Origin of the sequence: Clostridium lentum (assembly GCF_014287815.1) — a bacterium.
GTDB classification, from domain to species: domain Bacteria; phylum Bacillota; class Clostridia; order Clostridiales; family Clostridiaceae; genus Clostridium; species Clostridium lentum.
Window position 1 is genome coordinate 261,751 of sequence record NZ_JACOOQ010000001.1, and the last position, 16,019, is coordinate 277,769.

General features: G+C 29.3%; 14 protein-coding genes. 10 read left to right on the top strand and 4 right to left on the bottom strand.

Annotated features, from left to right (window positions below):
• Positions 1–9: 9 nt before the first annotated feature.
• From H8R92_RS01215 to H8R92_RS01245, 7 genes are all read left to right on the top strand, one after another.
• A complete protein-coding gene (locus tag H8R92_RS01215) occupies positions 10–489 on the top strand; it encodes a TRAP transporter small permease (protein ID WP_186834468.1) in 480 nt (159 codons plus the stop codon).
• A gap of 3 nt (positions 490–492) precedes the next feature.
• On the top strand, positions 493–1,782 hold the full coding sequence (locus H8R92_RS01220) for a TRAP transporter large permease (RefSeq protein ID WP_186834469.1): 1,290 nt from the start codon (positions 493–495) through the stop codon (positions 1,780–1,782).
• A 15-nt stretch (positions 1,783–1,797) separates the two neighbouring features.
• Positions 1,798–2,811 carry a TRAP transporter substrate-binding protein gene (locus H8R92_RS01225; protein WP_186834470.1) on the top strand — a complete coding sequence of 338 codons (1,014 nt, stop codon included), beginning with the start codon at positions 1,798–1,800 and terminating at the stop codon, positions 2,809–2,811.
• Between the two features lie 483 nt (positions 2,812–3,294).
• Entirely contained in the window at positions 3,295–5,298 is a 2,004-nt protein-coding gene (locus tag H8R92_RS01230; protein ID WP_186834471.1) for an oxidoreductase, read from the top strand.
• A gap of 133 nt (positions 5,299–5,431) precedes the next feature.
• On the top strand, positions 5,432–6,328 hold the full coding sequence (locus H8R92_RS01235; protein WP_022212905.1) for a LysR family transcriptional regulator: 897 nt from the start codon (positions 5,432–5,434) through the stop codon (positions 6,326–6,328).
• A 191-nt stretch (positions 6,329–6,519) separates the two neighbouring features.
• Complete coding sequence (aroF, locus tag H8R92_RS01240) at positions 6,520–7,542, top strand: 3-deoxy-7-phosphoheptulonate synthase (RefSeq protein WP_186834472.1); 1,023 nt, start codon at positions 6,520–6,522, stop codon at positions 7,540–7,542.
• 11 nt (positions 7,543–7,553) lie between these two features.
• Positions 7,554–8,387 carry a prephenate dehydrogenase gene (locus H8R92_RS01245; protein ID WP_186834517.1) on the top strand — a complete coding sequence of 278 codons (834 nt, stop codon included), beginning with the start codon at positions 7,554–7,556 and terminating at the stop codon, positions 8,385–8,387.
• A gap of 104 nt (positions 8,388–8,491) precedes the next feature.
• Here the strand turns inward: H8R92_RS01245 and H8R92_RS01250 are convergent, their stop codons facing one another.
• Positions 8,492–9,049 carry a class IV adenylate cyclase gene (locus H8R92_RS01250; protein ID WP_022212908.1) on the bottom strand — a complete coding sequence of 186 codons (558 nt, stop codon included), beginning with the start codon at positions 9,047–9,049 and terminating at the stop codon, positions 8,492–8,494.
• 14 nt (positions 9,050–9,063) lie between these two features.
• Complete coding sequence (locus H8R92_RS01255) at positions 9,064–10,278, bottom strand: 5'-3' exonuclease (protein ID WP_186834473.1); 1,215 nt, start codon at positions 10,276–10,278, stop codon at positions 9,064–9,066.
• Between the two features lie 240 nt (positions 10,279–10,518).
• Here H8R92_RS01255 and H8R92_RS01260 point away from each other — a divergent pair, with 240 nt between their 5' ends.
• From H8R92_RS01260 to H8R92_RS01270, 3 genes are all read left to right on the top strand, one after another.
• Complete coding sequence (locus H8R92_RS01260) at positions 10,519–11,559, top strand: nucleoid-associated protein (RefSeq protein ID WP_186834474.1); 1,041 nt, start codon at positions 10,519–10,521, stop codon at positions 11,557–11,559.
• A gap of 65 nt (positions 11,560–11,624) precedes the next feature.
• Complete coding sequence (locus H8R92_RS01265) at positions 11,625–12,569, top strand: Rpn family recombination-promoting nuclease/putative transposase (protein WP_186834475.1); 945 nt, start codon at positions 11,625–11,627, stop codon at positions 12,567–12,569.
• 120 nt (positions 12,570–12,689) lie between these two features.
• Entirely contained in the window at positions 12,690–13,853 is a 1,164-nt protein-coding gene (locus H8R92_RS01270; protein WP_022212912.1) for a DUF1002 domain-containing protein, read from the top strand.
• Positions 13,854–13,909: 56 nt separating this feature from the next.
• On the opposite strand, the gene argF is transcribed toward H8R92_RS01270, so the two are convergent.
• Together argF and H8R92_RS01280 are read right to left on the bottom strand one after the other, a co-directional pair.
• Positions 13,910–14,830, bottom strand: a complete 921-nt coding sequence (gene argF, locus H8R92_RS01275) for an ornithine carbamoyltransferase (protein WP_186834476.1) — start codon at positions 14,828–14,830, stop codon at positions 13,910–13,912.
• A gap of 19 nt (positions 14,831–14,849) precedes the next feature.
• Positions 14,850–16,019 carry an aspartate aminotransferase family protein gene (locus tag H8R92_RS01280; protein WP_186834477.1) on the bottom strand — a complete coding sequence of 390 codons (1,170 nt, stop codon included), beginning with the start codon at positions 16,017–16,019 and terminating at the stop codon, positions 14,850–14,852.

Below are 16,019 nucleotides of genomic sequence, written 5' to 3' on the forward strand. Positions count from 1 at the left end.
ATAACAGTTATGAAGATAATTAAATGGTTAGATGATAACTTTGAAGAGTTTATTCTAGTTATTCTTTTATTAGCTATGACTTTAATAATGGGTATACAGGTATTTACTAGATATTTATTAGGTAATTCATTAGCTTGGTCGGAAGAAATAACTAGATATTTATTTATATGGTCAGGGTTCATTAGTGTAAGTTATTGCACAAAAAAATGTATATCTATAAAAATAGAACAATTTATATCTATCTTTCCTAAGAGAGGAAAAGCAATGATTAAGTTAGTAAATCATACAATAGAAATAATATTTTTCTTATTTTTAATTCCATATGCTTATCTTTATTTAAAATCAGCCGTAGTTAGTGGACAAACAAGTCCTGCTTGTGGTATTCCAATGTATTATATACAGGCTGCACCATTATTTAGTTTTATACTAGTCTCTATAAGGATTATACAAAGATGGATAGAAGAATTAAAATTTATTAGGGAGGTTTAGTATATGATGACAGGGGTTATATTTTTAATATTCTTTATATGTTTGATGATAGCAATACCAATATCAATATCTTTAGGAATTGTATCAATATTACCAGGTATACTAGATTCTTCATTTACAGTAAGTGCTAAGTATATAGTTAGATCTATGTTTGGAGGTTTGGATAGCTTTCCTCTTTTAGCAGTGCCAATGTTTATATTCTCTGGAATATTGATGGCTAGAGGAGGAATATCAAAAAGGCTTTTTAATGTTTTTTCTTATTTTTTAGGAAAATTTACGGCAGGTATTCCATGTGCAGTAATTGTAACCTGCTTATTTTATGGTGCCATATCAGGCTCAGCACCTGCAACAGTAGCAGCTGTTGGAAGTATGACTATTCCGTTTTTGTGTGAACTTGGGTATGATAAAAAATTTGCTACAGCTATTGTTGCAGTGGCAGGAGGGTTAGGGGTTATTATTCCACCTAGTATACCATTTATAATGTATGGGACAACAACAGGAGAATCTGTAAGTGATTTATTTATGGCAGGAATAATTCCAGGAGTAATTATTGCAGCTTTATTAATGATATATTCAATTGTATATTGTAATAAGTATGGAGAAGATAGAGAAAAAATTAATAAGGTAACAGGTGAATTAAGAAAAAATGGTTTGTTTAAGTTATTAAAGGAAAGCTTTTTTGCTTTATTATCACCTATAATTATTTTAGGATGTATTTATTCTGGAGTGGCTTCACCAACAGAAGCAGCTGTTATATCTGTATTTTATGCATTAATTCTTAGTGTTTTTATATATAAAAGTATTGAGATTAAAGAGATATTTGATGTTTGTGTTGAAACCATAAGGACTTTTGCACCAATATTATTTATTTTAGCAACATCAGTTGCTTTTTCAAGAGTTTTAACATTAATGCAGGTGCCACAGATTGTAAGTGAATGGATATTAACTAATTTTAGTAATAAAATAATTATATTATTAGTTATAAATTTAGTGTTATTGGCAGTTGGAATGGTTATGGACACCACTCCAGCAATTCTTATATTAACACCTATATTATTACCAATAGTTACCGCTATAGGTGTAAATCCAATTCAATTTGGAGTAATTATGATTGTAAATTTAGCTATAGGTTTTATTACACCACCAATAGGAATTAATCTTTTTGTGGCAAGCTCCTTAACTGATGTGCCAGTTATGGATATAGCTAAAAAATCTATTCCTATGATTATTTGTTTCTTAATTGCATTATTATTATTTACATTTATACCATCAATAAGTTTAATGCTGTTATAAAAATGGAGGTATGTCATGAGGAAAAGAAGCAAAAGAAAAATATTATGTTTTTCACTTGGAATGATACTAACTATATGTTTAACAGGATGCAGTATAGCATCAAAAGATGAACAGGTACAAACATATGCATGGCCAATTGCTACAGCAAGCCCGGAAGACACTGTAACGCAGATATTAGCAGAAAAATTTGCGGAAGAAGTAGATAGGCTTAGTGAAGGAAAAATGCGTATAGAAGTATATTCTAATAGTATATTAGGTGGAGATAGAGAACTTTTAGAAAGTTGCAAGGATGGAGATATCCCCTTTGTAGTTCAAAATACAGCACCACAGGTTTCTTTTATTAAAGAAGCAGCAATATTTGATTTACCTTGTGCATTTTCAGATATCAGTGAAGTTAGAAGCGTAGTTGATAATAAGGAGTTTTTATCAATTATGAAGAAGGCTTATAGAAATTCAGGGTATGAACTTATGGGATATGCTGATCAAGGTTTCAGAGTTATGTCTACTAATAAGCTCATAGAAGATATAAGTGATTTTAAGGGTCAAAAGATTAGAACAATGGAAAATACTAATCATATAGAGTTTTGGAAGGCTATAAGAGCAAGTGCTACACCAATGACTTTCAGTGAAGTTTATATAGGACTTCAACAAAATACTATAGATGCACAAGAAAATCCTTATGAAGTAATTGTATCTAATAAATTGTATGAGCAACAGAAATATATTGTTGAAACCAATCATTTAGCACATTTAATATCATTAATAGTTAGTGAAGAGTTTTATAAAGAATTAACTAAAGAGCAAAGGGAAATAATAGATGCTGCATCGGAAGCAGCTATTAAATATGCAAGAGAAGCTTCCGATGTAAGAGTATCTGAAAAAATAGATGTTATTAAAGAGAGTGGAACAGAGATAATAAAAGTTTCTGATGAGCTAAGAAATAAAATGCTAAATGCCAGTGAAGAAATTTATAATAGTATTAGAAATATAGTTGGTGGTGAATTAGTAGATTTATATATTGAGAAATAGTTTTTATAAATATTAAAAATATTTATAAAAAGAGAAGATTGAAAAAAAGAAAAATTAAATTTTTAACATATAAATTAATAATAAATGCATTAAATTCTAAATGATTAAAAAAATGTAAGAAGAATAATGATAGTAATATCATATAGAAAATATTTATTAAAATATATAAAAAAAAATATATTTTAACTTGAAAAAGGGGAGTGGTAAGTTTTAGCTACTCCTATTTTTATTGTTATTATAAGAATAAAATGAAATTGGAAATTTATAGACAAAAATTAGGTGTTAATAAGTAATCTATAGAATATATCTATAAATAATGTGCTTAATATCAATTGGAATAGTGATGAAAGGTACAATATAATAAATATAACGTTAAATAATTAACGTGATTAAAATAACAATTATTTCAATGAAGAAATTAATGATTTAGCAATATTTATAAGCAAAGATAATGATAAATAAATTTATAGTTAGGAGATATATATGAATAATTACAAAAACCTTTTAAGTCCTATAACAATTAAACATATGACAGTAAGAAATAGAGTAGCAATGCCTCCTATGGGAACAAATTATGGTGGAGCTATGGGAGATTTTACTGATGAGCATATAACATATTATGAAAAAAGAGCAGAAGGTGGAACAGGTCTTATTATAGTTGAAAATGCTTGTGTAGACTTTCCTTTAGGATCAAACGGTACAACTCAAATAAGATTAGATCATGATAGATATATTCCAAATTTATTTAAATTAACAGAAAGGTTACATAGACAGGGTGCGTCTGTAGCTATTCAAATTAATCATTCAGGTGCTTCAGCAGTTCCAGGTAGAATAGAGGGAAATACTCCAGTATCATCTTCTAATATACCATCAAAAACTGGAGGGGCAGTGCCAAGACCTTTAGAAATAGAAGAAATACATGCAATAGTACATAAATATGCAGAAGCTGCTAAGAGAGCTCAAATTGCAGGTTTTGATGCTGTTGAAATTCATGGTGGACATTCATATTTACTATGTCAATTCTTATCACCTGTGTATAATAAAAGAACTGATGAATTTGGTGGAAGTGTTGAAAATAGAACTAGATTTGCAAGATTAGTTTTAAAAGCTGTAAGAGAAGCTGTAGGACCAATGTTTCCAATAAGTTTTAGATTTAGTGCGGAAGAGTTAGTTGAAGGTGGAAATACATTAGAAGATTCTTTAGAAATGCTAGAATATTTACAAGAAGATGCAGATATTTTAAATGTATCAGCAGCTTTAAATGATTCACTTCAATATCAAATAGATGCTAACTATTTAGAAGATGGATGGCGTTCATACATGGCTAAGGCTGTAAAAGAAAAGTATCCAGAAAAAGTAGTTATAACATCAGGAAATATAAGAAATCCTAAGATTGCTGAAAGAATAATTGAAGAAGGACATGCAGATATGGTGGCTATAGGACGTGGACTTATAGCAGAACCACAATGGGTTAATAAGGTTAAAAGTGGAAGAGAAGATGAATTAAGAAAATGTATATCTTGTAATATTGCTTGTTCAGGACATAGAATTGGATTAAATAGACCTGTAAGATGTACAGTTAATCCAAGTGTAATATTTGGAGATACTCATAAAGAATTAAAAGTAAACAAGGCTACTAATGTGGTAGTTATAGGTGGAGGAACAGCTGGACTTGAAGCAGCTTGTACTGCTGCAGAAGTAGGATGTACTACATTCTTATTTGAAGCTAAGCCATACTTAGGAGGATTAGCAAGAGAAATAGCAAAACTTCCAGCTAAAGATAGAATAAATGATTTCCCAGATTATTTAATAAACAGAGCTAAAAAATTAAAGAATTTATATATATTTACTAATACTACTGCAACGATAGAAGCAATAGAAAATTTAAAACCAGATGTAGTGGTAAATGCTACAGGTTCAAACCCTCTATTACCTCCAATTACTGGATTACACAACGTAGTTGATAAAGAAAATGAAAAAGTAATGTCTATCTTTGGATTTATAAAAAATATTAAAGAATTCGAAGCAATGAAATTAGAAGGTAAGAAGATTGGTGTAATTGGTGGAGGAGCTGTTGGGCTTGATGTTGTTGAATATTTTGCTAATAAAGGTGCTTGTGTAACAATTGTTGAAAGAATGCCAGCAGTAGGAAATGGATTAGATTTTATAAGTAAGATAGATTTCTTATCTATGTTAAAGAAAAAAGAAGTTGACGTAAGAGTTGACACTTCATTATTAGAAGTTAAGCCAAATAGTTTTATTATTAATAAAGATGGTGTAGATGAGGAATTAGAATTTGATTTTGGATTTGTATGTTTAGGAATGAGAGCTTATTCACCATTAATGAATGAATTAGAAGAAAAATTTGCTTCTAATGGAGTAGAAGTTGTTAATATTGGTGATAGTGTAAGAGCTAGAAGAATTATTGAAGGTGTTGATGAAGGTAGAAATATAACAGATACACTAAAGAGAATAGGAAGATTATAAGATATAGTTATAAGCTAATGTAAAATTAATATTTTGCATTGGCTTATTTTTATTAATATATATAATGGATTAAAAAGTGCTATAATTTCAGATATAATAAATATTTATTTATATTTTATAGGTGGAGAAAAAGATGAATTTAAATTATTTAAGATATTTTAGAGTATTAGCCAAAATGGAGCATTATACTAAAGCTGCAGAAGAGCTAGCAATAACTCAACCCAGTTTAAGTCATGCAATGTCAACTTTAGAAAAGGAACTTGGCACATATCTTTTTGAAAAAGATGGAAGAAATATTAAACTTACTAAATATGGAAAAATATATTATGAATATGTAGAGAGAGCATTAGGAGAATTAGAAGAAGGCGAAAAAAGAATTAAAGAGCTAATAGGTATAGGAACTGGTAGCGTAGAATTGGGATATATATTTACTTTAGGACCTGAATTTGTACCTAAGTTGGTAAATGGCTTTATAAATGAAGAAGGGAATTCAAAAGTTAAATTTACTTTTGGACAAGGAACTACATCCTGTTTATTAAAGGATTTAAAAAGTGAAAAATATGATATAGTATTTTCATCTATAGCTAAAGATGAAGAAGAAATAGAGTTTGCACCTATAATGGAAGAGGAGTTAGTAGTGATAGTAGATAAAGACCATGTTTTGGCCAGTAAGAGTTCGGTAGATTTAGCAGAGATAAGTGAATATCCATTTATTGCTTTTGGTAATAAAAGTGGAATAAGACAGATAATCGATGGATTATTTAAAGCTGTTGATAATAAGCCTAATATCATTTGTGAAGTGGAAGAAAATAATGCCATTGCTGGATTGGTGGAAGTTAAATATGGTATATCAATAGTTCCTAAAATTACAGCACTAAAATACTTTAATGTGAAGATATTGCCAATATCTAATCCACAGCATAAAAGGTATATTTATATGGCTACTTTAAAAAATAAATATCAAAGTCCAACAATGAAGATGTTTAAAAAGTATGTTGAAGAGTTTTGTAGAAAAAATAGTCTTGGATAAAAATATAACTTAAAAAAATTCCTATGCTAAAAAATACATTATATTATGGAAAAATAGGTATTTACTAATGTGAAAATATATAATTAGCATATTTTTTATGCTAAAATATATACAATAATGGTAGAAGAATTTTAGTATGAGACGAAAAATTTAGCTGAAATTATAAAATAGATGTAGTTGGAGGTAAGTATATGATCGTAGTAATGAGGCCCACAGTAAGAGAAGATACTATTAATTTTGTAAAAAGTAATTTAGAGAAATATGGCGTAGAAGTCAATGTATCTAAGGGAGGTACATATTGTATTTTAGGATTAGTAGGAGATTCTTCTAAAATAGATTCAGATAAGATTTTAACTTTTGAAGGCGTAGAAAAAGTATTAAAAGTACAAGATCCATTTAAAAAGGCTAATAGATTATTTAAGCCTGATGACAGTATAATAAATGTAAATGGCACTTTAATTGGTGGAGGAAATCTTGGCGTAATGGCAGGTCCTTGTTCAGTGGAAAGTGAAGAACAAATTTTAGAGATAGCTAGAGCAGTTAAGAACTCAGGGGCTAATTTCTTAAGAGGAGGGGCTTTTAAGCCAAGAACATCACCTTATAGTTTCCAAGGCCTTGAACTTGAAGGGTTAAAACTTTTAGAAATTGCTAAAAAAGAAACAGGGTTAAATATAGTAACAGAAATAATGTCTACAGATTATATTGATGAATTTGTTGATAGAGTTAATGTGATTCAAGTTGGAGCAAGAAATATGCAAAACTTCGATTTATTAAAGCAATTAGGTAAGACTAATAAGCCAATACTTCTTAAGAGAGGAATTGCTGCAACTATTGAAGAATGGTTAATGTCTGCTGAGTATATCATGGCTGGTGGAAATGAGAATGTAATTCTTTGTGAAAGAGGAATAAGAACTTATGAAAATTACACAAGAAATACTTTAGATTTAAGTGCAATTCCTGTAGTGAAAAGATTATCACATTTACCAATAATAGTTGACCCAAGCCATGCTGCTGGATACTGGTATTTAGTTGAGCCTCTTGCTAAGGCTGCCATAGCTGTTGGAGCAGATGGACTTATGATAGAAGTTCATAATAATCCACAATGTGCATTAAGTGACGGACAACAATCAATTAAGCCAGCTGCTTTTGATGAACTTATGAAGAAGGTAAAAGTAATAGCAGAAATGGAAGGGAAAAAACTTGTTTTTTTATGAAGAGAGAGTTTATGAAAATAGTAATAGTAGGGTTAGGGGTTATTGGTGGTAGCTATGCCATGGCATTGAAAAATGCTGGGTATGAAGAGGTTTATGGTATAGATACTAATATTGAAACATTAAAAAAAGCTAAAGAAATAGGCATAATTAAAGAAGGATATGTTGAAGGAAAAGAAGTAATTAAGGAAGCAGATATTATTATTTTAGGCATATATCCTAATTTAATCAAAAGATTTATAGAAGATAATAAGCATAATTTTAAAGATGGAGCTATAATAAATGATGTTACTGGGATTAAGGAATTGTTTATTGATGAAGTATTAAGTATATTGCCAGAAAATATTGATTTTGTCTTTGGTCATCCCATGGCTGGAAGAGAAAAAAAGGGTATAGAATATGCTAGTGATGAGGTTTTTAAAGGAGCTAATTATTTAATTACCATAACTGAAAAGAATAAAGAATCTAACATTGAGATAATAGAAAAGATTGTTTATGATTTAGGATTTAGTCATATTAAGGTGATAACGCCTAAATACCATGATGAAATGATAGGTTTTACCAGTCAGCTTCCTCATGCATTGGCTGTTGCTCTTATTAATAGCGATGAAGAAGGAAGAGATACAGGAAGTTTTATTGGTGATAGCTATAGAGACTTAACGAGAATTGCTAATATTAATGAAGGATTATGGAGTCAATTATTTTTAGGAAATAAGAATAATTTATTAAAATCTATGAAAGCTTTTGAGGTAGAATTCAATAAGATACTTAAATGTATAGAAGATGAAGATAAGGAAGCGTTGGAGAAATTATTTATTAAGTCATCTAAAAGAAGAGAAAAATTATAAAATAAAAAAACTATGGTCTTTCCATAGTTTTTTATATTTTTAGGAGGATATTTGCTTACACTATAGAATATTCAAAGAATCATATAAATATGAAAAAATTTATTTTATCTGCCTGGTGTTGAACTGGTGATTCCTCTTTCTGCTAGAATATCATAAATTGTTTGTGAAGTAGTATCAGCCAGTGTATATCCAAGAGCAGTAACTACTTTTTCTAAGTTTTCAATAGAATCAGTTTCTATTTCAATATAGGGGAAAGGACAAAAGTTCTTATCATTAATATCTATTTCTACAAGAGAATTTTCTAATTTATAACTTTCTCTATATTTTTTGATAGATTCTTTAAGTTCTAAACCTAGGGATAAGAAGATTCTTCTAGACATTTCAGCGTCCATAACTATGGTTTCATTTTCCTCCATAACTTTAAATGTATCTTGGCTTATCATTTTTTTTGTTGTCATAAAGATTGTTTCTTTATTAGTAAGTCTATCAGTTATAGTTCTTATTCTTGCATATCCTTTAGCTTGCAGTAATCTTCCATCAGAAAAATCATAAATCTCATTTACTTGATCTTCTGACTTTACTTTTACACCACCTAGAGCTAATAATTTTGATCTTATATCTTCTACATCAATATCAACAATTCTTGTTTCTAATTCTTTCATAAATTTCTCCTATACTATATAAGTGTTTTAATTTCTAAATCTAATAATCTATTTTTAAGCTCAGTATAATCTATATTTAGCTTAATATCATCAAGATTAACTTGGGCTATTGATTCAATATCAGTTTTTATAGTAGCTAGCTCTTTACTCATGAAAGCAGATTCTTTAGCACATAATTGTATACCAAATACTTCTTCATTTTTTAGCTTTTCTATATCTTCAGCATTAGAAAGTCTTATAGGGAATTTTAATTTTCCTAGCTTTTCTTCAAATAAAGGTTGTAAAATAGTATCTTCTTCAGTAACTTCATCAAAAATAGCATTATAATTAATTTTATCACCATTTCCTAAGGCAATTACACCATCAGCTAGCATATAAGAAATTGGAGAACGACCAATACCTAAGCTTTCCTTGAAGAATTTCTTAAGTTCTTTTTCTTCTCTAGCACTCAAATTTTCAATTGTTTCATAGATAGCTTCAATAGTTCCATATTCTTGTAGTAGTGGAATAACAGCTTTCTCACCAACGCCTTTTACACCAGGGATATTATCAGAAGTATCTCCACAAAGAGCTTTATATTCAACTATTTGATATGGCTTTAATCCTTTTATATCTTTTAAGGTTGAAAGAGTAAATTCAAAGAAGCCATCAGGTACGTTAAATTCTTGTCTGTTTAAATTTAAATCTTCAAACATCTTATCAGCTTTGCTGCTACCTAGCCATACTCTAGTGTTGCTGTCGACTAATTGAAGATAATCTTCGTCTTTTGTGTGAAGAAAGACAGGAATTTCAGTTTGAAATCTTTTTGCCAGTGAGCCAGCAAAGTCATCAGCTTCATAAACTTCTTCATCATCTCTTCCACTTAAGAATTGAGGTATTATTCCTTGAAGAAGGTTTTGTGTACTAATAAACTGTTCTTTTAATGGATGAGGAGTTGCTTTTCTTGTACCTTTATATGTACCACCAGCAATTTCTTGTCTGAAAGTTTGTCTTGAAACATCCCATACTACAGCTAAGTGAGTAGGTTGGTTTTTCTTAATTAAAGATAAAAGCGTTCTCATGAAAGGAAATACACCGTTAGTATATCTTCCATCAGAAGTTTTCATAAGCCTTTCTAAGGCCTTTTCTTTATCTTCATCAGTCTTGGCCATTAAGTAAGCAGTAGCAGTGGCATAAAAGCTAGTGCTTAGCAAACTGCTACCATCTATAATAAGTAATTTTTCAGTCATAATATACTCCTTATACAATAGTTTTTTTTATTATAAGTATAACCTCTATTATAACAAAAAACTATAGTTTAAAAATACTATAGTCGGTGTTAGTATAAAGTAGTGGACACATTAAGATGAACTAAGTAAAATAATATTTAGTTAAGAAAGGATGTGTCCATTAAGGGAAATAGTAGAAGTATACAATCAAAAAATATAATTATATAATAGTAGAAGTATTTAAATAAGGAGTGTTTATTTATGGAATACGTTAATGATATAAATATTCAAGAAGCAGTAATACATATTTTAGATAGTAATGGTATTGATCCAGTTCTAAATGAATTTACTTTAGAGCTTACAGAAGACATATATAAGTTTTTATATAGACATATTGAAAAATGTTTTAAAGATGAAGAATTAAAAACAGCTGTTTTTAATGAAGAAAGAAATATAGTTAAAGAAATTGTACAAGATTATTTAAATGGTGTAGATCATGATATAGTGAATCTTTCTAAGGAGCTAGCAAGACAGTTATTTGCCATAATGAATGGTAATACTAATATTCCATCATGTGATTTAATTGTTGTTTCTTTAATAACAGATCAAGGACCAATGATAGGTATACTTAAAATGGATTATGTTAAAAACTATACTCATCAAGTAGATTTTGTTGAAGATAAAATAGGAATAGGAATAGTTCCACAAATGGCAGGACTGCCAGGTAGTGGTCAAAGAATTCAAAAAGCTGCATTTATAAAGCCAATAAGAGAAGAGAATAAGTTCGATTTATACGTTATAGATAAACAAAGAAAATCTAAAGATGATGAAGAATATGGTGCTAATTATTTCATGAATCATTTCTTAGGATGTTCAGTGGTAGCTAATAATAGAGATATGACAAAGACATTTTTAAAAGCTACAGAAGCATGGACAAGAAGCAATATAACAGAAGATGCAGTAAAAGCTGAAAAAATAAGAACAGCTGTGAAAAGTAGATTAAAAGAAGATGATTCTATTAATATAGAAGATTTAGCTACTCAATTATTCCATAATGAGCCAAATGCAAAACAAGATTTTTCTGCTTTTATCAAGGGTCAAGGAATTGAAGAAGAAGTATCTGTTGATAAGGCTTGGGTTGAAAAGAAGTTAAAGCGTGTAAGATTAAAAATTGATAAAGATATTGATTTATATATTGATGAAGAAACTTATCATGATAATAGCAAATTTGAAATTCAAAGAAATGGTGATGGAAGTATTAATATGATAATAAAACATGTTATAAATTATATAGAAAAATAATATTAAGAATTAAAATAAAAAATGATATAATAAATTAAATAAATTATGTAATGGAGTGTTAGTATATGCCTAGAGTTTTATTAAGTCCTAAAATAGACTTTGTATTTAAGAAAATATTTGGAAATGAAAAACATCCTGAAATACTAATATCTTTTTTAAATGCAGTTATGGAGCCTATTGATCCTATAAAATCAGTACAAATTAAAAATTCAGATATAGAAAAAGAACATATAGAAGATAAGTATAGTAGGTTAGACATAAAAGCTATAACAAATAGTGGAGAATATATTAATGTAGAAATACAGGTAAAGAATGAATATAATATGATAAAACGAAGTCTTTACTATTGGAGTAAATTATATGAAGAACAAATTATTCAAGGTGATAACTATGAAAAATTAGCTAAAACAGTTTGTATAAATATATTAGATTTTAAGTATTTGAAAAATAATAGGTATCATAATGCATATAGATTAAAAGAAATTAAAACAAATGAACAGTTAACAGATGTAATGGAAATTCATTTTATTGAAATACCAAAGCTTAAAAAAGTTAAAAATTCACAAGAAATAACAGATATGCTAACAGCTTGGATAGAGTTTATAAATAATCCAGAAGGTGAGGTTATTGCTAATTTGGAGATGTCAAAAAAAGAAATAAGAGAAGCAAAAGAAGAACTAATTAGATTAAGTGCAAACTCTAGAGAGAGAAGTATTTATGAAAAAAGAAAAGAATCATTGCTAAATAAAACTAGTGCTATTATAAAAGCTACAGAAGAGGGAAGAGCTGAAGGAAGGGCTGAAGGAAGAGCTGAAGGAAGAGCTGAAGGAAGAGCTGAAGGAAGGGCTGAAGGAAGGGCTGAAGGAATAGAAGAAGGTAAGAAGAATGAAAAAATTAAAAATATAAAGAGCTTTTTACTTCTTGGTATTGATGTAGAAACTATAGCTAAAGGTACAGGAATATCTGTTGAAGAAGTAAAAAGGATAAAAGAAGAAACAAAAAATTACTAGATAAATTCAAATTAATTTTTTGTATTTTTATTAAAAAAATCTTAAAACTATTATTTAATAGTGGATAAATTTAAAAATTTATAGTAGCATATTAATAAATTTTTAATAGGAGTGTTTTTTATGGTAAGAAATAAACTTAAGAATATGGCATTAAGTATTGCAGTACTTATGGGGCTTGGAATGGCTTCACCAGTATTTGCAAAATCAGACTATAATCCAGGTGACATATTAGCTCTAGGTTCTGACTTAACTGATGCACAAGAAGCAGCTCTAAGAAAGTATTTTAATGCGCCAGATGGCACAAATACTATATATGTAACAGATGAAGTAATCATAAAACAATTAGGTTTAGATCCAAATGATCCAGCTAATTATGCTGGTGGATGTTATTCAAGTGCATATGTAAAATTATTAGATGATAATAGTGGAATTAATGTAAAAGCTACTAATTTAACAGAAGTAACTGAAAGTATGTTGATGAATGCTTTAATTACTTCAGGAATAACAGCAGCAGATGTTAAGGTTTCTTCACCATTTAAAGTTACAGGAACTTCAGCTTTATCAGGAATACTTGCAGGTGTTGAAGAAGTTGGTGGCTTTGAAATTTCATTAAAGCAAAAGGAAACAGCGCAAAAGGAAATTGAAACGACTGTTGAAGTAGGAGATGAAATTGGTTCAGAAGAAGCTTCTACAATAATTAATGATATTAAAACTGAAGTAATTAAAGAGCAGCCAAAAACAGAAGAAGAAATTAAGAAGATAGTTGAAAATATTACAAATCAATATAATGTGAATATTAGTATTAATGCAAAAGATTCCATTGTAAACTTAATGAGTCATGTTAATGACTTAGGTTTAGATTATTCAGAATTAAAGAGTTCTTTAAAAGAAGCAAGTAATAAATTAAGCAATAATCTTAAGGAGTTAGGAATTAAGCTAAAGGAAGAAGGTTTCTTTGAAAAGATTAAAAACTGGTTTGTAGATTTGTGGGACAAGTTTATAAATTTATTTAGAAGCAATGATAATAATGAAGAAGAAAGTAAAGAAAATGCTCCTTTAGACTTTAATCAAGAACCAATAAAAGAGCAATCTGACGATGAAAATCAAAATTTAGAAGAAGAAATTAGACCAGTGGATGATACACAAATAGGAGACACAATAACAGAAGATTCAGTAAATGATGAAAATGTAAATGAGGATACAACAACTTCAGAAGAAAAACAAGTATCTGATGATACAAATACTAACTCATCAACAATGGATTCAGAAACAATTACAAATTAATTAAAAGCTGAAAGCTGGGAATTCTTAGCTTTCAGCTTTTTCTTTATAGTGTAAAATTACTTTAGTAATTTTACAAGGACTGCTTTTTGAGCATGTAGCCTATTTTCTGCTTCTTCAAAGATAGTATCAGCATGAGCTTCCAGTATTTCATTAGTGATTTCTTCACCTCTATGAGCAGGAAGGCAGTGAAGTACTATGGTATCTTCTTTAGCTAATGTCAAAAGCTTTTTATTTACTTGATAGCCATCAAAATCTATCCTTCTTTTATCACACTCTTCTTCTTGTCCCATGCTAGCCCAGACATCAGTTACAATGACATCAACATCTTTGACAGCTTCTTCTGGAGAAGTTGTCATAAAGAAAGAAACACCATTTTTATTTGCTAATTCATGGCCTTTATTTATATAGTAAGCAGGTGGCTTATAGTCAGAAGGATTAGCAATAAAAACATCCATTCCTAAAGTAAGACATGCTACTAAAAGAGAATTACACATGTTATTACCATCACCAATATATGCTACTTTTAAGCCATCAAGAATTAATTTTTTTTCTCTAATTGTCATTAAGTCAGCTAATACTTGGCATGGATGCTCATCATCAGTTAAGCCATTTATAATAGGAATTGAAGCTACTTTTGCAAGAGTTTCTACATCTTTTTGTGAAAATGTTCTTATCATAATACCATCTAAATATCTAGATAATACTCTTGCTGTATCTTGAATAGGCTCTCCACGACCAATTTGTAAATCTTTTGAGCTTAGAAATAGAGGATGACCTCCTAATTCATACATACCAACTTCAAAAGATACTCTTGTACGAGTAGAAGCTTTTTCAAAAATCATCCCTAAAGATTTCCCCTTAAGCAAATGATGTTCAATTCCATGCTTATTTTCATATTTTAATTGATCTGCCAGGTTTAAAATATCTAAGATTTCTTCTTTAGATAAATTATCCATACGTAATAAATCCTTTTTCATAAAAACCCCCTTAAATCAATTAACTTAGGCATTTTAATAAAATGGCTAAGCCTTTTTTTATTTCGATTTCACTTATAGTAAGTGGTGGCAGAAGTCTCACTACATTTTTGCCAGCAGTTAGTATTAAAAGACCTTTTTCAAGAGCTTTCTTTTGTATTTCATCTGGAGGACAAGAGACTTCAATGCCAATCATAAGACCTAAGCCACGTATATTTTTAACTAAAGGCAGCTTTGATTTTGTAAGTGTTTGTCTTATAAATTTCCCCTTGGCTTGTACAGATGATAGTAATTCATCATTACAAATTTGATCTAAGACAGCCAATGCACCAGCGCATACCACTGGATTACCACCAAAAGTTGAACCATGATCGCCAGGTGTAAAAGTATTAGATAATTTTTCATTACAGAGTATAGCACCAATAGGTAGACCTCCGCCTAAGCCTTTAGCAAGTGTAATAATATCAGCTTCTACACCAAACTCCTGAAAGCAAAAGATATGACCTGTTCTACCTAGTCCACATTGAACTTCATCAAAAATGATTAAAACATCTTTTTCTTTACATACATTATATACTTCTTGTACAAAGTTACTATTTAATAAATTAACTCCGCCTTCTCCTTGAATTGCTTCCATTATAATAGCACATACATCATCAGTAAGCTTTTCTTTGAAATCTTCTATAGAATTAGGTGTTACGTAGTCATAGCCATCTGGAAATGGATCAAAGTATTTATGGAACTTATCTTGTCCAGTAGCTGTAAGGGTAGCTAAGGTTCTTCCATGGAAAGAATTTTTTAAAGAAAGAATTTTATTTCTTTTTCCACCATATTTCATATAGCTATATTTTTTTGCTAGTTTAAGGGCACCTTCATTTGCTTCTGCACCAGAGTTGGAAAAAAACACTTTACTCATTTTAGAGATTGTAGTTAATTTGTTAGCTAATTTAACAGTAGGAGTGCTTAAAAAGATGTTTGAAAGATGAGCAAAAGAATTAAGCTGATTTAAAATAGCTTCATTTAATTTTTTATTGTTATAACCAACAGAGCTAACGCCAATTCCACTGGTAAAATCTATATATTTTTTATTATTTTCATCAAATAGGCAAGAACCTTCCCCATGAGTAATTATTATAGGCAGAGGAACATAAGTATGCATTAAACATTCATTAGCTTTTTCAAATAAATTCAT